This window comes from Neisseria sicca 4320, assembly GCF_000193735.1.
GTDB lineage: Bacteria > Pseudomonadota > Gammaproteobacteria > Burkholderiales > Neisseriaceae > Neisseria > Neisseria sicca_E.
This window is the reverse complement of record NZ_AEPF01000026.1, coordinates 1-21,342: the sequence shown is the minus strand read 5'-3', so window position 1 is coordinate 21,342 and position 21,342 is coordinate 1. Positions and strand designations below refer to the sequence as shown.

At 48.2% G+C, this 21,342-nt stretch carries 19 protein-coding genes, 1 other RNA gene and 3 pseudogenes; 3 read left to right on the top strand and 20 right to left on the bottom strand.

Going from position 1 to position 21,342, the window contains the following annotated elements:
* Positions 1–145: 145 nt before the first annotated feature.
* The 4 genes and pseudogenes from NSCA4_RS0102265 to NSCA4_RS13530 form a co-directional block, all read right to left on the bottom strand.
* The gene (locus NSCA4_RS0102265) at positions 146–931 is read right to left on the bottom strand and encodes a LysO family transporter (RefSeq protein ID WP_016686630.1); all 786 of its coding nucleotides are present in this window, start codon (positions 929–931) and stop codon (positions 146–148) included.
* A 325-nt stretch (positions 932–1,256) separates the two neighbouring features.
* Positions 1,257–1,697, bottom strand: a complete 441-nt coding sequence (locus NSCA4_RS16255; RefSeq protein WP_218015737.1) for a 2OG-Fe dioxygenase family protein — start codon at positions 1,695–1,697, stop codon at positions 1,257–1,259.
* Between the two features lie 285 nt (positions 1,698–1,982).
* Positions 1,983–2,234: an acyl carrier protein gene (locus NSCA4_RS0102255; RefSeq protein ID WP_016686629.1), complete on the bottom strand. Its 252-nt coding sequence runs from the start codon at positions 2,232–2,234 to the stop codon at positions 1,983–1,985.
* Between the two features lie 141 nt (positions 2,235–2,375).
* Positions 2,376–2,624, bottom strand: a pseudogene (locus NSCA4_RS13530) (lysophospholipid acyltransferase family protein); the annotation flags it as partial.
* Between the two features lie 4 nt (positions 2,625–2,628).
* Between NSCA4_RS13530 and NSCA4_RS0102245 the strand changes: the two are divergent.
* Positions 2,629–2,943, top strand: a complete 315-nt coding sequence (locus tag NSCA4_RS0102245) for an ApeP family dehydratase (RefSeq protein ID WP_255265259.1) — start codon at positions 2,629–2,631, stop codon at positions 2,941–2,943.
* A 284-nt stretch (positions 2,944–3,227) separates the two neighbouring features.
* Here NSCA4_RS0102245 and NSCA4_RS0102240 read toward each other — a convergent pair whose 3' ends face one another.
* From NSCA4_RS0102240 to dld, 4 genes are all read right to left on the bottom strand, one after another.
* Positions 3,228–3,398, bottom strand: coding sequence for a rubredoxin (locus NSCA4_RS0102240; RefSeq protein ID WP_003744701.1), 171 nt, complete (start codon positions 3,396–3,398; stop codon positions 3,228–3,230).
* 86 nt (positions 3,399–3,484) lie between these two features.
* A complete protein-coding gene (locus NSCA4_RS0102235) occupies positions 3,485–4,573 on the bottom strand; it encodes an acyl-CoA dehydrogenase family protein (RefSeq protein ID WP_016686627.1) in 1,089 nt (362 codons plus the stop codon).
* A gap of 154 nt (positions 4,574–4,727) precedes the next feature.
* The gene (locus tag NSCA4_RS0102230) at positions 4,728–5,276 is read right to left on the bottom strand and encodes a carboxymuconolactone decarboxylase family protein (protein WP_016686626.1); all 549 of its coding nucleotides are present in this window, start codon (positions 5,274–5,276) and stop codon (positions 4,728–4,730) included.
* Between the two features lie 179 nt (positions 5,277–5,455).
* Positions 5,456–7,147: a D-lactate dehydrogenase gene (dld, locus tag NSCA4_RS0102225; protein WP_016686625.1), complete on the bottom strand. Its 1,692-nt coding sequence runs from the start codon at positions 7,145–7,147 to the stop codon at positions 5,456–5,458.
* A gap of 499 nt (positions 7,148–7,646) precedes the next feature.
* Between dld and NSCA4_RS0102220 the strand changes: the two genes are divergently transcribed.
* On the top strand, positions 7,647–7,868 hold the full coding sequence (locus NSCA4_RS0102220) for an MFS transporter (protein WP_016686624.1): 222 nt from the start codon (positions 7,647–7,649) through the stop codon (positions 7,866–7,868).
* Positions 7,869–7,981: 113 nt separating this feature from the next.
* On the opposite strand, the gene ffs is transcribed toward NSCA4_RS0102220, so the two are convergent.
* Positions 7,982–8,078, bottom strand: an RNA gene (gene ffs, locus NSCA4_RS13525) — signal recognition particle sRNA small type.
* A gap of 334 nt (positions 8,079–8,412) precedes the next feature.
* Between ffs and NSCA4_RS0102210 the strand changes: the two genes are divergently transcribed.
* The gene (locus tag NSCA4_RS0102210) at positions 8,413–12,246 is read left to right on the top strand and encodes a DUF3683 domain-containing protein (RefSeq protein ID WP_016686623.1); all 3,834 of its coding nucleotides are present in this window, start codon (positions 8,413–8,415) and stop codon (positions 12,244–12,246) included.
* 387 nt (positions 12,247–12,633) lie between these two features.
* On the opposite strand, the gene NSCA4_RS0102205 is transcribed toward NSCA4_RS0102210, so the two are convergent.
* From NSCA4_RS0102205 to NSCA4_RS0102155, 11 genes and pseudogenes are all read right to left on the bottom strand, one after another.
* Complete coding sequence (locus NSCA4_RS0102205; protein ID WP_016686622.1) at positions 12,634–14,295, bottom strand: electron transfer flavoprotein-ubiquinone oxidoreductase; 1,662 nt, start codon at positions 14,293–14,295, stop codon at positions 12,634–12,636.
* 129 nt (positions 14,296–14,424) lie between these two features.
* Complete coding sequence (locus NSCA4_RS0102200) at positions 14,425–15,081, bottom strand: C39 family peptidase (RefSeq protein ID WP_016686621.1); 657 nt, start codon at positions 15,079–15,081, stop codon at positions 14,425–14,427.
* Between the two features lie 67 nt (positions 15,082–15,148).
* Complete coding sequence (locus tag NSCA4_RS15935) at positions 15,149–15,469, bottom strand: hypothetical protein (protein WP_016686620.1); 321 nt, start codon at positions 15,467–15,469, stop codon at positions 15,149–15,151.
* 44 nt (positions 15,470–15,513) lie between these two features.
* Positions 15,514–15,891, bottom strand: coding sequence for a hypothetical protein (locus tag NSCA4_RS0102185; RefSeq protein WP_029609458.1), 378 nt, complete (start codon positions 15,889–15,891; stop codon positions 15,514–15,516).
* A gap of 58 nt (positions 15,892–15,949) precedes the next feature.
* Positions 15,950–16,317: pseudogene (locus NSCA4_RS12635) on the bottom strand (hypothetical protein).
* 221 nt (positions 16,318–16,538) lie between these two features.
* On the bottom strand, positions 16,539–16,961 hold the full coding sequence (locus tag NSCA4_RS0102175; protein ID WP_016686618.1) for a hypothetical protein: 423 nt from the start codon (positions 16,959–16,961) through the stop codon (positions 16,539–16,541).
* On the bottom strand, positions 16,939–17,415 hold the full coding sequence (locus tag NSCA4_RS12630) for a hypothetical protein (protein WP_255265258.1): 477 nt from the start codon (positions 17,413–17,415) through the stop codon (positions 16,939–16,941). The genes NSCA4_RS0102175 and NSCA4_RS12630 overlap by 23 nt, the downstream gene beginning before the upstream one ends.
* A 75-nt stretch (positions 17,416–17,490) precedes the next feature.
* Positions 17,491–17,758 (bottom strand): annotated as a pseudogene (locus tag NSCA4_RS16250) (hypothetical protein).
* A 626-nt stretch (positions 17,759–18,384) separates the two neighbouring features.
* Positions 18,385–18,840, bottom strand: coding sequence for a hypothetical protein (locus tag NSCA4_RS0102165; protein ID WP_016686616.1), 456 nt, complete (start codon positions 18,838–18,840; stop codon positions 18,385–18,387).
* Between the two features lie 449 nt (positions 18,841–19,289).
* Complete coding sequence (locus NSCA4_RS0102160; RefSeq protein WP_016686615.1) at positions 19,290–20,195, bottom strand: metal ABC transporter solute-binding protein, Zn/Mn family; 906 nt, start codon at positions 20,193–20,195, stop codon at positions 19,290–19,292.
* 311 nt (positions 20,196–20,506) lie between these two features.
* Entirely contained in the window at positions 20,507–21,235 is a 729-nt protein-coding gene (locus NSCA4_RS0102155) for a YebC/PmpR family DNA-binding transcriptional regulator (RefSeq protein WP_016686614.1), read from the bottom strand.
* Positions 21,236–21,342: the final 107 nt, after the last annotated feature.

Below are 21,342 nucleotides of genomic sequence, written 5' to 3'. Positions count from 1 at the left end.
CTATAACATAGGAGCGGATAGGCAAGGCTGGCGGGGGTCGGCAGGAGTTTTCCAGTTTTTTCATAATGGTGTTCGGTTTCAGACGACTTTTGAGTTTTAGGGAAGGGGAAAGGTCGTCTGAAAGTTTTTTGGAAAAATAGTAGGGTCAGTTCAGCATGGCAATGGCGGCGGACAGAAAAAACGGTGCGACAAGGGTCAGGATAAAGCCGCTGAGGACGGCGTATTTGATGTATTCGGCGCGGCAGTTTTCTTTGATAAAGGGCAGGGCGGAGTCCATTGCCGCTGCGCCGGAAATGCCGATTGCCGCCATAGGCTGCTTTCGTCCGTAGAAATACAGGAAGACGATGCTGATCATTTCGCGGAAAAAATCGGTCATAAACGCTGCCGCACCCATTTCGGGTGATACCGCTTTTCCAACCATAGGACCCGAAAGGGAGAACCAGCCGAAACCGCCCGACAATACTAGACTTTGGGCAAACGAATAGGGCGAACACAGCGAGAAAACGAAACACGCGGCGGCGGTTGCAGCAACGGTCAGAAGCGGCAGCAGGAAAATCCTACGTCCGAATCCGCCAAGCTGGAAATGAACCAAGTCCATGCCAACCATGAAAATCAGCAGATAGAGGATATGGGTGCTGTCGATGGGCAGATTGCCGACCTGTTGCCCGAAAAAGGCAAATGCCGCGACACCCAAGCCAAAAAAAGCAAAGGCTTTGAAACAGCCGTAAAAGGGTTTGATAAAGCTGCCCGATGGAGTGGGAGCAGTCGAGGCTTCGGGTTTGCGATAAAGCGCAATCAAGGTAAACGCGCTGATAATCAGTGCGAGCAGAAGGGCATATTTGACGATGTCCGCGCCCAGATTCGGGTCGGTAAAGACGCCGCCGAACTCATAGCCCATGAAAAAGAGCAGCAGCAGGACAATAAAGGACAAGGGTTTGAGTAGGACTTGTCGAAGGGGTGGTGCAAGAAATTTACCAGATAGGAAACCGGTAGATAACAATGCAAGAACAATAAAGATCGATGATAAAGATGATTCCATATTTATAACTCTCCAGTTGAAAATTATTGGTTTGATATTAAATATTTTGTTTCGTAAGAGAGAAGTCAATTAATATCAGTGTTCTTTGAGCGGGTTCTCCTGTGGGGTCAATTTTGATCAAATGATCAACATAATGACTTACTGCGTTATCGTAAACGGCAAAGCTTTCTAAAAATTTTTTTAAAACAAACGAATCTATAATATCTTCTTTTAATATTTATGTTAGCTTTTTATTCCTACATTTTATTTTACCAATGTAGTTGTTTCCTCCGCCTGCATTACTGTTACGTTGAACTAAATGTGCAAAAGTAAAAGGTTCTCCATCCTGATGGAAACAATCAGGAGAGCTGAATCCAGGTAAGTCATTATTAGCACAGGATACGGTAACCAAATGTACTCCTACATAGATTGGCAAATAATGTCCACTCAATCCAAATGTTAGACAAAAATCTTCTAATATTAATGATTTAAGCAATTCAGTTTCTTTTAACTTTTGGCTAATTGAATTGAAGTAACGTATATTCTGATGTTCAGGGTTATTACTCCCCTGATCATATCCTGATAATTCTTGATTATTCTGTTTTACAGTCGGTAGCCAAAATAACTGATTACCTTCCCACGGAAGAAAGATTGCATTGGCATATCTTCGATTTCTGATTACATTAGAACATTAGAAGGGGCATAGGGGTCTTTTTCTAAGAAACTAATCTCGTTAATTAATGTTTAATAATCTTCATTAGAGTATTAATGTCAGATTGATAATGAATGAATCCGTTTTTTTGGAGCAATGCTTTCATATTTTTTCCTTTTGATGTTAAGTTGGAAATTAATTGTAAAAATATAATATTTGTACAGTTTGATGGATAAGAGTATTTGCAGACGCCCTTTCTACCCTATATTTGACACAAAAGACCGTCTGAAAATATGCCGGTTTGAATCAGAATCAGGAATCTTGCGCCTGTACTTTCAAAACCGCCTGAACCACGTCATCTACGGTGCACACGTTGCGGAAGTCTTCGGCTTGCAGTTTGCGGCCGGTTTCGCGTTTGATGTGGTCGATAAGGTCGATGGCGTCGATGCTGTCGATTTCCAAATCTTCGGAGAGGTTGGTCTCGGGTTTGATGCGTTCGGGTTCGATTTCAAACAGGTTGACCAGTACATCGGTCAGAAGGGTGCGTACTTCTTGTTCGGTCATATCGCTTCTCCTTTATGCTTGACGGCTTTTGACGAATTCTGCCAGTGTTTTGACGTTGGTGAAGTTTTCGCGCGGGTTGTCGTTTTCGCCGTCGATCTGGAAGCTAAAGGTTTTTTTGCACTGCGCAAACCGAGCGATACCGATTTTAACCTGTCCGTCCCAGCCTGTGCGTGCGCCTTCGGGGAAAATCAGCAAACTTTGCCCGCTTTTGAACACGGCGTCGATTTCTTCCAACATTTCCATGCTTTCGTCGTTGGGAATGTAGCCGGAAGCGATGATTTGGCCCTTCATGCTGGGATTGTTCAACAGGTCTTTTTTGACCGGCACGTTCGAGTTTGAGAAGTGGCTGATCAGCAAAACAACATCTAAGAGCGAGGGGCGGCCTGCGACTTCGATGATAGAAATCATGGCGCACGGCATAGGTGCGTTTGCAGGCATACAGGCTTTGGAGGCGGAAGAGCCGGTACGGCTTAGCTTTCTGCTCGGTACCCGCAAACTGGAATTGTTTGCCGACAGCCTGCTGATCGGAAAGCAGATGAAGGTGGTCGCCAATCTGTCGGTACAGGACCCGGGCGGTATGGGCGTATTCGATTGCGAACTGCATTGGACGGATGCCTCCGACGATGCCTATGCAAGCCTGCCTGCGGACGGACTGGTGGTAAAAGCCTCTTTGAATGTCTACAGTCCCAAAGACGGCAAGGTCGTCTGAAAATCCCCGTCTTACCCATCAAGCAGTCAAACAGGCGGATAAAACCCGTTTATCACAATATAGCGGATTAACAAAAATCAGGACAAGGCGACGAAGCTGCAGACAGTACAAATAGTACCGGAACCGATTCACTTGGTGCTTCAGCACCTTAGAGAATCGTTCTCTTTGAGCTAAGGCGAGGCAACGCCGTACCGGTTTAAATTTAATCCACTATAAAATCTTAAAAGGTCGTCTGAAACCGTTTGCTCCAACGTTTTCAGACGACCTTTTTAGTTTGTATAAAGCTATATCACGAAGTCCAGCAGATAAAAGTCTTCTTTGCCCACACCGCATTCGGGGCATTTCCAATCGTCAGGGATGTCTTCGAATTTCGTGCCGGGGGCGATGCCGTGTTCGGGGTCGCCGAGGTCTTCGTCGTAAATCCAGCCGCAGGGGCCGCACATGTATTGTGCCATGGTTTGTTCCTTCTGATATTTGAGGTCGTCTGAAAACGGTTGGCAAAAGGTTTTCAGACGACCTTTTGTTTTTCTGTTTCAAAACCTTATGCCGCTTCCAATGCCGCGATTTCTTTGCGCAAGTGTTTCAACGCGGGGGTAACGATGGCGACGAACATGGCTTCGCGGATGCGGCGTTGGGCGGGGCTGCGCATGAGATAGCCTTTTGCGCCGGCGTGTAAGGCGGCGGATTGAGCGGCGGCAAGCGTCAGCTCTGAAGCGGCGGCGCGCAGTTTCAGCGTGGCGAGGTTGTCGGGCGTGTTTTTCCAAGCCAAGTCTGCGAGTTGTTCGGTGGTTTGCCATGCTTCGTCCAAAGCGGCTTTGAGGCTGTCGTAGCCGTCGTCGAGGTAGCTGTTGACATCGGCGTTGACGACGTTGGCGATGCGGATGATGCCGAGGCTGCCGTCGATCACACCCGCGCCGATGCCGATTTGCAGCAGGATGAAGCCGGACTTGATGGTGGCGATGTAGTCGGAGAACTCTTCGGACGCGGCGATTACGTCTTCGTCAGGGATGAATACGTCTTTGAAATTCAGGCTGAACGTGCGTGTGCCTTCGAGTGCGCAAAATTCGGGGCAGGCTTGCAGGGTTACGCCTTCCCATTGTCCGCCGGTGATGAACATGACGTAGCTGTCGCCGATTTGGGCGGTATTCGCCCAGATGTGGTCTTCGCCGATGTTGGATACCCACGGCAGCGCGCCGTTGACTGTGTAGCCGCCGTCCACGCGCTCGGCTTGAAGATTGTGTTTTTCAATACCGGCGAGGTGTTTAACGGTATTGGACATACCCGTACCCGCCAATACTTTGCCTTGCAGGATGTCGGCAAGGTATTTGTCTTTAACGGCTTGGTTGGGCGTTTGGTGCAGATACCACGCGCAAGCCGCCTGACACCATGCGCTGAACGAGGTCGCGCCGCATTCTTTGCCGACTTCGCGCAAGACGGCGATTTGTGTCGCCAAACCTAAGCCGTTGCCGCCTTCCGCTTCCGTACCGACTGCGCCGAATCCGCCGATGGCGCCGAGTTCGCGCATAAAATCTTCGGGATACAAACCATTGCGGTCGATTTCGTCCACTAAGGGTTTGAGTTTGGCTTTGACGAGTTCGGCAACTTGAGACAATAAGGTTTCACGGTTCATGGTCTTATCCTTGAAAATGGGTGGAGACGGCGCGGGAAGGGCGTTCCGTTTGAAAGGGGAAGCAGTCCGTTACAGGGACGGCATTCTTGAAAAAGGTCGTCTGAAAACGGGCAAACGGTTTTGCCGACGCTTTCCAGACGACCTTGGGTCGGAATCAGGCGAATGCCTGCAATTCAGGGTTGATGTCTGTTTGCGCGACATTGTTGACGTAGTTGCACAAAGTCGCCAAGGCAACGCCCATCACGACTTCGACAGCCTGCTGCTGGTTGTAGCCTGCGTCGAAGAAGGCTTTGAGTTCGTCATCGGATACCGCGCCTTTTTTCGCCATCACGGCTTGGGTAAACGCAGCGAGCGCGCCCAGTTTGGCATCGTCAAACTCGCCTGCCGCCAACGCGCGCGAGGCTTTGATGGATTGTTCGGACAGAAGTTTTTTCAGGGTTGCCAGCTTGGTGTGGCCTGCCACGCAGAAACCGCATTCGTTGGTACGGGCGGCGATGATTTGGATGACTTCGACTTCACCGGGAGTCAGGCTGTTGGCAGCGTTCAGTTTGCCGACTTCTTGATAGAACGCCAATGCTTCGGGCGCATTTGCCAATACGCCGATGAGATTGGGGATGAAGCCGTTGTTTTTCAGCGCGGCTTCAACGCGGGGTTTTGCAGCTTCGGGAGCGGTTTCGACAGTGTGTACGGTTAAGCGTGCCATATTTATACCTTTGTTTTCAGTGTATTGAACGGAATGTGGCATACTACTCCGATTGTCGTTTGACGGGAAAGACTGATTGGTTATGTGCTGCAAACCAAAAGTTATAAGCAAAAAGGTCGTCTGAAAACCAAATACCGTTTTCAGACGACCTTTCATTCACTTATACCATCCCTACCTTATCACTCAGCCCAGTTTTTCTTCTTACTGGTTTTGCCTATACCCGGATTGAAGCTGTTGGTCGGGTCGAGTTTGCGGTAGAACTGCTTGAGCGCGGGTTTGGCCTCGTATAAATGACCAACGTTGTGCTCGGCGGGATACTGCGCGCCGCGTTGGTCTAAGAGATGAAGCATTTCGTGTTCCAATGCCATGCAGTCGTTGCCTTTTTTGATGATGTAATCCTGATGGAAAACGTGGCACATGAAATGTCCGTAGTAGAGTTTGTGGATGATTTTATTGTCGATTTCCTGCGGCAGTTTTTCAAACCAGTCGCGGTCGTCGCGGCGCAGGGCGATGTCCAGCGCGACCAAGTCTTCCACTTCGTCGTCATGTACGGCGCGGTAGCGGATGGCGGCTGAGGCGACGGCAAAACGGTGCAGCATGGCGGCTTGGGTTTCTTCGGCGTTGCATTCGAAAAACGCGCCGCCGTGGTGTGCAAAATACTCTTTCAGGAACGCGCGCGCTTCATCAACGCCTTTTCCGCCCATTTTCAGAATCAGATGGTGTTCGTATTTGTCGCGGTAATCGCGCATGGCTTTAGGTAGGTGGTCGGGAAGGTATTTGCTGACGAACTGCATAACCTTGTCGGAAAAATGTTTGGGCAGGAAGCTGACTTTTTTGCCGAATCGGTCAACTTTAGCCTTGAAATCAAATAATTTCGGCAGTTGGTGCGTACCGAATTTTTTGATGACGTAGAACGTGTCTTTGCCGTACACGTCGGCAATATCGAAAGCGTCACGATGGATGTATTCGCCGGAAACGGGCAGGCTTTCAAATTCGCCCAAGGCGGCGCGGCGGATGTCGGTCAATTCATTAATATCGTTGGTGCCAATGTAGAACACGGCGGTTTGTTTTTCTTGCGGGAAGGTGTCCAAACGGACGGCGAATACCATCAGTTTGCCCGCGCAACCGGACGCTTCGTAATGGCGCGCCGGGTCGGCATTGAAACGCGCGGCGGTCGGCTCGTCCACTTGGCGGACATGGTCGCAATAGGCGTGGTCGTGTCCTTTGCCTGCGTCCTGCGTGATGTCTTTTCTCTGATAGTGATGACCTTGAAGGTTGGTCAGGATTTCTTCGGGCGTGTCGCCCAAATCTATGCCCAAATGGTTAACCAGCTCCAGTTTGCCCTCTTCGTTGATTTGGGCGAACAGCGCCATTTCCGTATAGGCAGGACCGCGCTGCACCAATGCGCCGCCGGAGTTGTTGCACACGCCGCCTAAAACGGACGCGCCGATACATGAAGAGCCAATGACCGAATGCGGTTCGCGCCCAAAAGGTTTCAGCAGCAATTCGAGCTGGTTCAGGGTAGAGCCGGGCAGGCAGACGACTTGTTCGTTGTTGTTGATGGTTTGGATGATGTTCATCCGCATGGTGTTCACGATCACGATATCGCGGTCGTAATCGTTGCCATCGGGGGTCGAGCCGCCTGTCAAACCGGTATTCGCCGCCTGCGTAATCACAATCACGTCCGCTTCGACGCATGCCTGCAAAATTTTCCACATTTCCAGAATGGTTCCGGGGCGCACCACTGCCAACGCCCTACCCTCGCCGAAACGGTAGCCTTGGCGGTATTGTTCGGTTTTCGCGGGATCGGTGATGATGTATTTTTCGCCGACGGTTTGGGTCAGGCTGCTGATTAATTGCGAGGCGGTCATGGCACTCTCCTAAATAGTCTGTTTATATTACTTCGGACATCGAAATCGGAACATTGTAGTAATGCCCAAGGGTAAAGTAAAGGTCGTCTGAAAACGAAATCCGGCTGGAAAACAGGCATCGTAAGCCTATTGAAGCCAAGTTCCGCCTTTTCAGACGACCTTTTGCCTTTTCAGCGCAAACTTTGTGGAGAATCAAATACGACGCGGATGGCAGCTTGTCAGTAAAAATGTTTTAAAACATAATGACCCGACCTCTTATCAATATAGTGGATTAACTTTAAATCAGGACAAGGTGACGAAGCCGCAGACAGTACAAATAGTACGGAACCGATTCACTTGGTGCTTCAGCACCTTAGAGAATCGTTCTCTTTGAGCTAAGGCGAGGCAACGCCGTACTGGTTTAAAGTTAATCCACTATAAAAAAATGCTTCACAACAATAACATCACTCTTCAGAAAGCCGCGCCTTTCTATTCTTCCAACTAAAATCTCAAGCGCGTCTTGACTGATGGCACGTTACTAAAACCGGCTGAAAACAGAAGTTTTGCCACCATTCCCGCCGCCATTCCGTTCCTGTTCGGCAGCATCGGGGCGGGTTGGGTATTCGTCTGCTTCACGGCGATGATGGTGTTGCAGCTCGTCTTCGTGATGACGATGATGCCGGAAACCAAAGGCGTACCTTTGGAGGAATTGTCCAAATCGCTGATTAAAGAAGATGTTTAAATCGACATGAACGAAAAGGTCGTCTGAAAATTTTCAGACGACCTTTTTCCCGTCCCGGATTCTGCAAAAGCAAAAACACCGAAGACCAATCAATCTTCGGTGTTTTTTAATAGGGTGGCGAGCCAGACCCCCGGCACTGGCGCATCAGAGTGGGCTGCTGGCTTCCGCCCCTGACCCGGTGTTCCGAATTACCATGCGGGGAGACCCGCCGTAAGAGAGTGGCATTATAACTGTTTTACGGGAAAACTCAAGCGCGGCGGCGTCAAAGGTCGTCTGAAAAGTCTTTTTATCTTTAAATTGTCAACAATATCTGCCTTTTTGAAAATTATTCCCATTGAAACATTTTTCTCCTTTTCCGTTGAAAAACATCGGAATTTAAACTACATTATCACTTTTCCAACGAGTTGTTCTGATTGTTTTGAAAATCATTTTAACTTCGTTGAAGCTGCACTTTCAGACGACCTTTTCATAAAAATACGGCGAAATCATGCCGCAGCTTTCCGCAGTTTCGCCGTACCAATAATCATACGGACACACCGCCACCATGACCACGACTACCGCCCCGCAGCGTATTCGGGAAATTCCCTACAACTATACTTCCTACACCGACCGCGAAATCGTCATCCGCCTGTTGGGCGATGAGGCGTGGCAGATTCTGCAAGACTTGCGCGGACAGCGCAGGACAGGGCGTTCGGCGCGGATGCTGTTTGAAGTGTTGGGCGATATTTGGGTGGTCGTGCGCAATCCGTATCTGGTCGATGATTTGCTGGAGCACCCGAAACGCCGTGCCGCGCTGGTGCGCGAAATGCGCCATCGTTTGAACGAGATCCGCAAACGCCGCGACGACAATCCGCAAGTTGATGTATTGGTGGTGGCGGCGGAAAAGGCGGTTGAGCGTTTTGACGGCAGTTTTGACGAAACGCGCCAAAAGCGGCGGCAGATTTTGGAGCGTTTGAGCAAAATCACCAAGCCGCACAATATTATGTTTGACGGGCTGGCGCGGGTAACGCACGTTACCGATGCGACCGACTGGCGCGTCGAATATCCGTTTGTCGTCGTCAATCCCGACACGGAGGCGGAAGTCGCGCCTTTGGTGCGCGCCTTAATCGAGCTGGATTTGGTCATTATCCCGCGCGGCGGCGGCACGGGTTATACCGGCGGCGCCGTGCCTTTGGATGCAAACAGCGCGGTCATCAATACGGAAAAGCTGGACAAGCATCGCGGCGTCGAATTTGTCGAACTGGCGGGCTTGGACGGCAAACATCCGATTATCCATTGCGGCGCGGGCGTGGTAACGCGGCGGGTGGAAGAAACCGCGCATCAGGCGGGTTTGGTGTTCGCCGTCGATCCAACTTCCGCCGATGCTTCCTGCGTGGGCGGCAATGTGGCGATGAACGCGGGCGGTAAAAAAGCCGTGTTGTGGGGTACGGCGCTGGACAACCTCGCCTACTGGCAGATGGTCAACCCGCAGGGCGAATGGCTGCGCATCGAGCGCGTGCGCCACAATTTCGGCAAAATCCACGATGAAGAAACCGCCGTGTTCGACATTCACACGCTGGATTCAGACGGCCTCAATATCGTTAAAACCGAACGCTTGGAAATCCCCGGCCACAAATTCCGCAAAGTCGGTTTGGGCAAAGACGTTACCGACAAATTCTTGAGCGGCCTGCCCGGCGTGCAGAAAGAAGGCACGGATGGCATCATCACCAGCGTCGCCTTCGTGTTGCATAAAATGCCGAAATACACGCGCACCGTGTGTATGGAGTTTTTCGGTACGGTTGCCACCGCCACCCCTTCTATCGTCGAAATCCGCGATTTCCTGCTCGCCCACGACAGTGTGCGGCTGGCGGGTTTGGAGCATTTGGACTGGCGTTATGTCCGCGCCGTCGGCTACGCCACCAAAGCGGCAGGTAAAGGACGGCCGAAAATGGTCTTGCTGGCGGACGTGGTTTCAGACGACGAAGCCGCCGTAGAGGCAGCCGCCGAACACATCTGCGAACTTGCCCGCGCCCGCGACGGCGAAGGCTTTATCGCCGTGTCGCCCGAAGCGCGCAAAACCTTCTGGCTCGACCGCAGCCGAACCGCCGCCATCGCCAAGCACACCAACGCCTTTAAAATCAACGAAGACGTGGTGATTCCGCTGGAGCGGCTGGGCGAGTATTCGGACGGTATCGAACGCATCAACATTGAGCTTTCCATCCAAAACAAACTCACCCTGTGCGCCGCATTGGAGCAATATCTGTCGGGCAAACTCCCCATCGACAAAATGGGCACGGACCTGCCGACCGCCGAACTTTTGGGCGAACGCGGCAAACACGCCCTTGCCCACGTTTCCGCCGTTAAAGAGCGTTGGGACTGGTTGCTCGCCCATCTCGATACGCCGCTTGCTGACTACAAAGCCCGCTACGGCGCAGCCGTCCATGCCGCGCCCGAAGCCAAAGACGACGAGAGCTGTTTCACCGCCTTCCGCGATTTCCGCCTGCGCGTGTCCGTCAAAGAAGACGTAATGAAACCGCTCGCCGAAATCTTCAGCGGCAAAACCGACACCAAAATCATCGAAGGCTTGGGCAAAATCCACGCCAAAACCGTGCGCGGGCGTGTCTTCGTCGCCCTGCATATGCACGCCGGCGACGGCAACGTCCATACCAACATCCCCGTCAATTCAGACGACGCCCAAATGCTTCAGACGGCCTACCGTTCGGTCGAACGCATCATGAAGCTCGCCCGCTCGCTCGGCGGCGTGATTTCCGGCGAACACGGCATCGGCATCACCAAGCTCGAATTTCTGACCGATGAAGACTTGCAGCCGTTTTGGGACTACAAAAACCAAGTCGATCCCAAACACACCTTCAACCGTCACAAACTGATGAAAGGCTCGGACTTACGCAACGCCTACACGCCGTCGTTCGAGCTGTTGGGTGCGGAATCGCTGATTATGGAAAAATCAGACCTCGGCACCATCGCCGATTCCATCAAAGACTGCCTGCGTTGCGGCAAATGCAAACCTGTCTGCTCCACCCACGTTCCGCGTGCCAACCTGCTGTACAGCCCGCGCAACAAAATCCTCGGCGTGGGGCTCTTGACCGAAGCCTTCTTATACGAAGAGCAAACCCGCCGCGGCGTTTCCATCAAACACTTTGAAGAACTCATGGACATCGGCGACCACTGCACCGTGTGCCACCGATGCGTCAAACCCTGCCCGGTCAACATCGACTTCGGCGACGTTACCGTAGCCATCCGCAACTACCTTGCCGATTCCGGCCACAAACGTTTCGCACCCGCCGCATCGATGGGCATGGCATTTTTGAACGCCACAGGCCCGAAAACCATCAAAGCCCTGCGCGCCGCCATGATACAGACCGGCTTCCCCGCGCAGAACTTCGCCTACAAAATCGGCAAACTCCTGCCCGTCGGCACCAAAAAACAAAAAGCCGAACCCAAAGCCACCGTCGGCACCGCTCCGGTCAAAGAACAAATCATCCACTTCATCAACCGTCCTTTGCCCAAAAGCGTGCCCGCCAAAACACCGCGTTCCATGCTCGGCATCGAAGACGACAAAAGCATCCCCATCATCCGCAATCCCGCCGCGCCCGAAGATGCAGAAGCCGTGTTCTACTTCCCCGGCTGCGGTTCCGAGCGTTTGTTCAGCCAAATCGGACTCGCCGTCCAAGCCATGCTCTGGCACGTCGGCGTACAAACCGTCCTGCCGCCCGGCTATATGTGTTGCGGCTATCCGCAGGACGCGGGCGGAAACAAGGCAAAAGCCGAACAAATGAGCACTAACAACCGCGTGGCTTTCCACCGCATGGCGAACACCCTCAACTACCTCGACATCAAAACCGTCGTCGTCAGTTGCGGCACTTGCTACGACCAGCTCGAAAAATACCGCTTTGAAGAAATCTTCCCCGGCTGCCGCATCATCGACATCCACGAATACCTGCTCGAAAAAGGTGTGAAACTGAACGGCGTAAAAGGTCAGCAATACCTCTACCACGACCCCTGCCACACGCCCATCAAAACCATGAACGCCACCCAAATGGCAAGCAGCCTCATGGGGCAGAAAGTCGTCTTAAGCGACCGCTGCTGCGGCGAATCCGGCATGTTCGCCGTCAAACGCCCCGACATCGCCACCCAAGTCAAATTCCGCAAACAGGAAGAAATCGAGAAAAACCTCAAAGAGCTGCCGCAGGGCGAACCCGTCAAAATGCTCACCTCCTGCCCGGCGTGTCTGCAAGGCCTGAGCCGCTACGTCGACGACAACAACATGCCTGCCGACTACATCGTTATCGAAATGGCGAAACATATCCTCGGCGAAAACTGGCTGGACGAGTTTGTGAAAAAAGCCAACAACGGCGGCGTGGAAAAAGTGTTGCTGTAGGGTTTGTATGGTTTCAGACGACCCCGAAGGTCGTCTGAAACTGTCATTCATTAAATCGGCAGAGAGACTTTGGAAGGATGGGAAAAGACAGTTTTGATGCGCTAATTTGCCGAAAACAGTTTGACAAATTTCTTATATCTTCTAAGGCTGAAAAGGCAATGGCTCAGAAATTGGCTTTGCCTGTAAACTGTGTTCCCAAACACCCCTCCCTTTGATTTTCAGACGACCTCTACGTTTTAAGCAGATAAAATCCTATTCCTTCTTCAACACTTTTTGACTATGAAAAAAGGTCGTCTGAAAACCTTAAACCAAGATTTTCAGACGACCTTTCTTTATCCGGCGCAGCGAATGCTTGTCTAATTCAGCCAAAGCTGCCGTTGCCGAGACCTACATCCCGCCGTAATTCGGCCCGCTTGCGCCTTCGGGGCAAATCCAAGTGATGTTTTGCGTCGGGTCTTTGATGTCGCACGTTTTGCAGTGAACGCAGTTGGCGGCGTTGATTTGCAGGCGCGGACTGCCCTTCTCTTCGACGATTTCGTACACACCAGCCGGACAATAGCGGGTTTCGGGCGAGGCGTATTCTTTGTAGTTCACGTCTATCATCGTTTGCGGATTTTTCAGCACCAAATGGTCGGGCTGGTTTTCTTCGTGCGCGAGATTGGCGAGGAAGACGCTGCTTAAGCGGTCGAAGGTCAACACGCCGTCGGGTTTCGGATAGTCAATCGGCTTGCACGCGGCGGCTTTTTTGAGCTGCTCGTTGTCTTTACCGTGATGTTTCAAAGTCCACGGGGCTTTGCCTCTGAAAATCATCTGATCGATGCCGGTATAGATTGAGCCGAGGTAAACGCCCCATTTGAATGACGGACGGACATTACGCGCGGCGTAAAGCTCTTGATACAGCCAGCTTTGTTCAAAACGTTGCTGATAATCCGCCGCTTCTTTGCCGCTGTCGAAGCTTTCCACTTCTTCTAGGTTTTCCAACAAGGGGAACACGGCTTCTGCGGCGAGCATGGCGGATTTCATCGCAGTATGAATGCCTTTGATGCGCGGCATATTGAGGAAACCCGCCGCATCGCCGATTAAAACGCCACCCTTGAACGAAAGCTTCGGCAGGCTTTGCAAACCGCCTTCAATCAGCGAACGTGCGCCGTAAGCGATACGGCGGCCGCCTTCGAAGGTTTTGCGGATTTCGGGATGGGTTTTGAAACGTTGGAACTCTTCAAACGGCGACAGATAAGGGTTTTGATAGTCTAAACCGACCACGAAACCGACGGCGACTTTGTTGTCGTCGAAATGGTAAACAAACGCGCCGCCGTAGGTTTTGCTGTCCAGCGGCCAGCCCGCGCTGTGTATCACCAAGCCGGGCTGATGTTTTTCAGACGACACTTCCCAAATCTCTTTGATGCCCAAGCCGTAAGTTTGCGGCTGGCTGTTTTGGTCGAGTTGGAAACGTTCGATGACTTGTTTGGAAAGCGAACCGCGGCAACCTTCGGCAAACAGGGTTTGCTGCGCCCAAAGCTCCATGCCCGGCTGGAAACTGTCGGTCGGCTCGCCGTCTTTGCCCACGCCCATATTGCCGGTTGCAATGCCTTTGACCGAACCGTCTTCGTGATACAGCACTTCGGCGGCGGCAAAGCCCGGATAGATTTCCACCCCCATATTCTCCGCCTGCTCCGCCAGCCAGCGCACGACTTCGCCCAAGCTGACGATATAGTTGCCGTGATTGTCAAAATTGGGGGTAACGGGCAGATTGAACGCCTTTTTCTCAGTCAGGAACAACACTTTGTCCTGCGTGACTGAGCGCGTCAGCGGCGCGCCTTTTTCTTTCCAGTCGGGAATCAGCTCGTTCAGTGAAATCGGATCAATAACCGCGCCCGCCAACGAATGCGCGCCCGCCTCCGAACCTTTCTCCACCACGCAAACGCTGATTTCGCGTCCGTTCTGTTCGGCAAGCTGCTTCAGTTTGATGGCGGCAGACAAACCCGACGGGCCTGCGCCGACAATCACGACATCGTATTGCATACTGTCGCGGGTGATGGATTCTGTCATGGCTGTTCCTGTATATTTATTATTGAATTGCAAACCCGTGATTATACAACGGGAACATATAGTTACCAAATACAACAAAGGTCGTCTGAAAACCTGATTTTCGGTTTTCAGACGACCTTTGCCGAAATTTCAATCAGCACGCCGCCATTTTACCTGCCCGACCGCAAATTCCGTCTGACGTTTCGGACTGCGTGTGAAAAACGCCTTATCCCCGCCGGTATCCGCCCCTTTCGGCACAACCGCCAAAATCTTACCCGCCAAATTTCCCTCGCGGGTTTTCCAAGCATCCAAAAACTGCGCCCTACTCATAGAAACATGACCCAGCGACGGGTCGGCAAGCAAAACCGTATTGCCGTCTATCCCGCGCAATACCGAGAAATGATCGTCCTTACGGTATTTCAGATACACGATGACGGGGATTTTCAACTGCACAAGCTGCTCGAAAGACAGGGCATAGCCTTTCGCCTCAAAACCCAAATCAGGCATGATGCGCTGCATATCCTCAAACGACGCACGCATCTGCTCCTTATCCAGCTTTTTCAACACTTCTTCTTCCGTCAGCTTTTGCCCGTAAAAATTGTTCAAAAGCGTCGCCACCGAAGCCGCCCCGCAGGAAAAATCCAAATCCTGCTTCACGATATTGAAATCGCGCCTCTCTTTCCAACTGTGCACTTTGATTTTTCCGTAAACAACAGGATTATCGTTAAACATCGGTGCAGCATTCAGAGGACCGGATAAAGAAACGGCAATCGGCACTGACAGACAAATACGTTTAAACATCATCATACCTTCCAAAGATATATGTAAGAGGTCGTCTGAAAAGGTTTTCAGACGACCTCTTACAAAATTATTCTTAAATGCCGGTTTTCTTAGCAAACCAGACAACCCTATTTCCAGCATGATATTTTCCGTTTATCGAAATACGGCAAGCCATACCGCAAAAATGCCACGCGCTGCCGATTTCAATGGTAATTTTCGTACCGCTTTCTTCAAATTCCAGGTATTCCCCCATCAGCGAACGCAAAGGAGCAGACACCATCTCGTCTTCGTTATGATAAACCAACCTTTCGTTGATATAGACTTCCGCCCCTGTCCGCTCCAAATTCCAAAAATTCCGTACTGAAATTTCCATATCCCGATATTGTGCAGACCATGTTTTTTCGAAGGTTTTCATAAAATTTCCTATACCTGTCCAATCGGCACATATCAATTGCATTATTACATCTCAATACGATAAATATTTCTTAAGTCAAAATGCAAGTCTGACCGTACCTCAACTGTCAAAATTTTATTATTTTTTATTGATTTTAAGACAATTTCTGCAAAATTCTCTTCGCTTTCTCCCTTTTGTAGAAGCACATCAGAAAAAATAAAACTTCCCCGATTAAATGCGTAAATACGTTTCAACCATTTACCTCCTCTTTCTGTAAGACAAGATTCAGTTTCATTCTTCCTTATTGTATAAATATTTCCTTCACAAAATCTGAAATAAATCCATAAATCCATCTTATTCATAATCAAAGAAAAAGTTTCACCCCGAGATTTTGTCAGCAATTCACAGGGTTGCGATGTTGCAATCAAATATCCGAAAGACAATTTTTTACCTCATACAGGGTCGAAATCAGTTTCTGTTATTTTAGAATCCATTTTTTCATCAAAGACTGAATCCGCATTTTTGAATTAACGTTTCCATCAGCTGCCGTTTATCTAAACTGGCAGGTTCAGTTTCAAAATAAGCCTTATATGAAGACTGTAAGCATTTCAGAAAAAGATCATCAGAAGACATATCTGCCGAATCAAATACAACTCTGTTTTGATTTTGGTACTTATCCAAAACCCTTTTTGTTCTTTTCCTACTATACGGAAATTCAGAATATTTCCAACCGAATCAAAAGCATGGTAAACATCATCCATCAAATCCTGCGGCTCTATTTTCTTTTCCAATTCCGACAATCCTTGAAATATATCCAAAGACACATCTTCAAATAGAAAAAAAGGAGGGGTTAGAAGCGGTTTTTCCATGATCTGTCCGTAGATTTTGATTCCCAAGGGCGAAGAAATTCCTCTGTTATTTAGAAAGTTAGAAAATGAAAGCCCGCTTAAAACGTATAACTGTACACCCAATTTCAGCAAGCGCAAGTCGAGTTGCCAAGCCCAATAAAACCGTTGAACCACCTGAATGCTTGGCTATAACTCAACCTTATATCTACACTTACCGAAAACCTCAAATAACTTAATAAAAATCAAACCTGAAACTTACTAATACGATAAACTACATTTTCTTTCAACAAGGTTTTATCTGTTATCCCATTTAAAGACAATAAACTTTTTGGAAGTATCTCTAATTTATTCATATCACTCATATCCCCTACATACAGAAAAAAATTTTGGGGAATCTCCCTTAACCTTTTCAATAATTCTTCACAAAGTCTAAAATGATTTAAATTTAGGTTCTTTTTATTTTTTTGTATAAATTCTAGATAACCGCGCTTATTAGGAAAAATTTCAGGATATATTCCTTCTCCCTCTAAAGAAGTATATATCCATTCATATGGAGAAAAATTCTTATACCCAATATGAAACAAAGTGTGTTCATTATATTTGGAAAAACCTAGAAGCTCTGTATCTATTGGTTTATCGAACTTAACAATTATTGAGGAAGACATGAGGGCTAATCTCCTTATTTATCAGAATTTTATTAATTATATATTTAACCCCGAAGTCAATATAGAAATTTGGTGATTTTAAAGTTCCCTTATTAATTTCAATCTCAGGGAGTACATAAAAATCCTCAGAATAGGCAAACTCTACATATACATTATCATTCGATAATAATTCAATAATATTTTTCATTTCATCCGAAAGAAATGTAACCATCTCATATTGACATTTATTTTTAGATGCCATTTTTGAATATTGATTAAATAATTTTGGATTACTATTTTTAGTAATTAATCCTTCCGGAGTAATAAAACCACTTTGTATAAAGTCATCACTTATATTAACAGCCTTCCGAAAAAAAATATAATCACATTCTTTGTTATCAATATAAAATCTCATACTCTTCAATAAGGAAATATAAGAATTTCCAGAACTACAAGCAATTTGAAAAAGCATCATTACACCTAAAGCTCATAAATAGTAAGGAATATACTGACACAGGAGCAATCCATATTGCACCATGACCTGCCGCCCTTACCGCTTCTTAGACAGTCTTTTTACGGATACCATCATCAGGATTGTCAAAAAAAAATATTGGATAAATATATTGCAAGATATTTTGTTCCAACTTCGTCCGAGACAGAAACCAATATATTTTCAATTAATACATAGCTGATTATTAAATTTATTATTGCTATAATATATAAAAATCTTCCCAAGTTTTTTTTGATTCTATTTCCGGTATATATTTTATCCATGCTAAAACACAGCCCAATGTCGAAAAGAAAATAACAGGAAACACTACCTTACCTCCTCTCGCTTCCAACCAAACCGCTAGCAGGGTTAGTTGGAAATTGGTTTATCTAGTATTTAACGGCGTATTTCTTCCAAAGATGCAGCAAACGCAGGTTGAGCCTAGACCCAATCTACATTTGCTGCCGCTGGTTTGATCCCTACTATTTCTTATCCTTATACCTTCCTGCTTTATCAACAGCATAAAGACAGAAGACTATACAAAAACTGGCCGACATACTGAAAATGCCTATCCCCTTCCATGCAATCTCCGCACCGTTGACCCAATAGACGAGGGACAGAAACAACAAAGACACAGTATAAATCAACGTAAAAAATATTGCGTAAAGCGCAATAAAGTGAACTTTTATCTCACGGTTATTTTTTATAATATATTCAGCAACTTGATATTCCGAATATACCTGATAAAAAATATAGTATCAGATCATCATTTTGTTTACCTTCTATGTTTTCCCATTGCGGCGCCAGAAGACTGATTTAATGCTGTACCATTTACACGGATAACCGCATTAGGAATAGTATTCGTAGGCTGGGTTGCCAAACCCAATAAAACCGTTAAGCCGCCTGGATAAATATTGTAGCACAGCTCAACCTACGCTTGCTTGCAGAAAAAATTCATTTTATAAACATTATTTCCATATCATCCGATATAAAAAAATACTTATCAAACTTCTCAAAATTAAGTTCTATTTTTTCCATATTATTCAGCTCAGTATTATCTCCTATGATACGGAGAACTACATTTCCTAACAAGCAAAGATTATGAACTACATGAATCAGTTCGGTGGTAGGTGTATATCCACCTTGCAACTTAATATTATTTTTTTGTGCATTTTTTACCTGTAAATTAAATTTTTTAGAATCCTCTTCGTAGGAAAGAATCGCCCCTTCCGGAAAAATGACTGTCCTGCATAGTAATTTGTCCGCATTATTATAATGCAGCGTATTTTTTGAAAAAAATGATTTATTATTTGGAAATTTTCTTATAATTTCAGAGCTTGACCAACGGCTATTTTTTAAAAAAGCAACTTGCTCGTTATTAGTACTATCAATTTCAAATTCAATTATCATCGCTACCCCTCTTAAAATACACAATATGCTTGGGCAATTATTGCCCAAGCACGCAACAAATTCTAATTATTTTGGAGTTTTAGCCAATTGGCGTCCGTAAAAAATATGAGCCTTCGAACTACTAAGGTTAAGATTAGGTTTTGCAGCCTGATAATGTGAGTAATTTACTGTGCCATTTGCATGAGCAATAGATCCATATCTAAGGATATTTTTCATATTATTTTTTATATACTAGAATTAAACTTCACAGATATTAATGAAATTTAGTGTAATTAGTCTAAATAATATTTTTGATGACGCTTTAAAATTTGATTGTTTTTTCTATAATAGTTTTATTTTTGCGTAAAATGCCGTTTGAGGCGGCTTATAAACAAAAGGTCGTCTGAAAGCCATGTTTTCGGTTTCAGACGACCTTTTGACTTTTTTCTATTCAAACCAATCAGGCGGTTTTATTTCTTCATCGCATCAGTCAAGGTTTTGACGTTGTAGCGGTACATGCCGATATAAGTATTGGCAGGTGCGCCGCCGAGCGCGTCGGAGTAGAGCTTGCCGCTGACGTTGACGCCGGTTTCTTTGGCGATGCGGTCAACCATGCGCGTGTTTTTGATGTTTTCGGTGAACACGGCTTTGATACCTTCGCGTTTGATTTGGCGGATGATGGAAGCCACTTGTTTGGCGGACGGCTCGGCTTCGCTGCTCACGCCTTGTGGGGAGATGAACTCGATATTGTAGCGTTTGCCCATGTAGGAGAACGCGTCGTGTCCGGTCAGGACTTTGCGCTTGGCGGCAGGAACGGCGTTAAACGCAGCTTGAGTGTCGCTGTGCAGTTTTTTCAGTTGCACTTGGTAGTTGCCCAAACGTTGTTGGTAATAGGTTTTGCCTTCGGGGTCTGCCTGAATCAGGGCATTGGCGACGTTTTGGGCGTAGGTCGTCATCAAAACGGGGTCGGTCCAGACGTGAGGGTCGAATTCGCCGTGGTCGTGGTGGTGGCCTTCGTGGTCGTGGTCATGATGATGACCGCCTTCTTCGGCTTTAAGCGCCTGTATGCCTTTGGTTGCTTCGGCGAAGGGAACTTTGCTTTGTTTGACGGCGCGCTGAACATCAGCCGCTTCCAAACCCAAGCCGTTGAGCAGGACTAATTTCGCACTGCGGATTTTTTTGATGTCGCCGCTGGTCATGTGATAGGCGTGGCTGTCTTGGTTGGCGCCGACCAAATTTTGCACGGCAACACGGTCGCCGCCGATTTGTTTGGTAACATCGCCCAAAATGCTGAAGCTGGTAACGACGTTCATCGGGGCTGCGTAAACTGCGCCGGACATTAATGCAGCGATGACACCGAGTTTCCAATGTTTCATGTTTTTCTCTCTCCAGTTGATATAACGTAACAATCCGTCATTTTAAAACAGCAAGACAGAATCTTCAAGCAACCCCACTTATAGATAGTTCCCTAGCCTAAAAGTTTTTAGATACTGCAATTTTAAGTTTTCAGACGACCTTTGAGCCTATTGTTTCCGTGGACGGAGTCCACGCTACGGCACTTGTGTTGCCAACAGACCGCGTAGCGTGGGCTTTGCCCACGAGGCATTAAAATTTTCAGCAAACAACCCGCCAAAAATCTCAGACACAAAAAAAGCAGACCTATCAGGTCTGCTTTCAATCTTTCCTATTAATCCAGATTCAAAACGGCGGAGGTGTAAACGTCCTGTACGTCGTCCAAATCTTCCAGCGCGTCAATCAATTTCTGCATTTTGACGGAATCGTCGCCGGAGAGTTCGGTTTCGTTTTGGGCGCGCATGGTAACGTCGCCGTCAACGGATTTGTAGCCTGCGGCTTCCAATGCTGCTTTCACGCCCGCCCAATCGTTGGGGGCGGTGATGACTTCGATGGAGCCGTCGTCGTTGGCAATCACGTCTTCCGCACCGGCTTCCAGAGCGGCTTCCATCAGCGCGTCTTCGTCAACGCCTGGTTCGAACACCAAATAACCTTGATGCACGAAGTTGAACGCTACGCAGCCGTCGGTGCCCAAGTTGCCGCCGTTTTTGGTGAATGCGTGGCGCACGTCGGCGACAGTGCGGGTTTTGTTGTCGGTCAGGCAGTCCACCATCAACGCCGCGCCGCCGATGCCGTAGCCTTCGTAGCGCAACTCGATGTATTCGACGCCTTCCAAGTTGCCCGTGCCTTTGTCGATGGCGCGTTGCACGTTGTCTTTGGGCATATTGTTTTCGGCGGCTTTTTCCAAAGCCAGGCGCAGGCGCGGGTTGGCGCCGGGGTCGCCGCCGCCCATGCGGGCTGCAACGGTGATTTCTTTAATCAAACGGGTGAAGATTTTGCCGCGTTTGGCATCTTGACGGGCTTTTTTATGCTGGATATTCGCCCACTTACTGTGACCTGCCATGATAAATCCTTTCGATTTTCCGCCTTATCCGGCGGGCTTTTGCTCATTTTCAAAGGGCGTATTTTAACATAGCAACTGTATTTTTCACCCCGTCGGGCAAAAATACC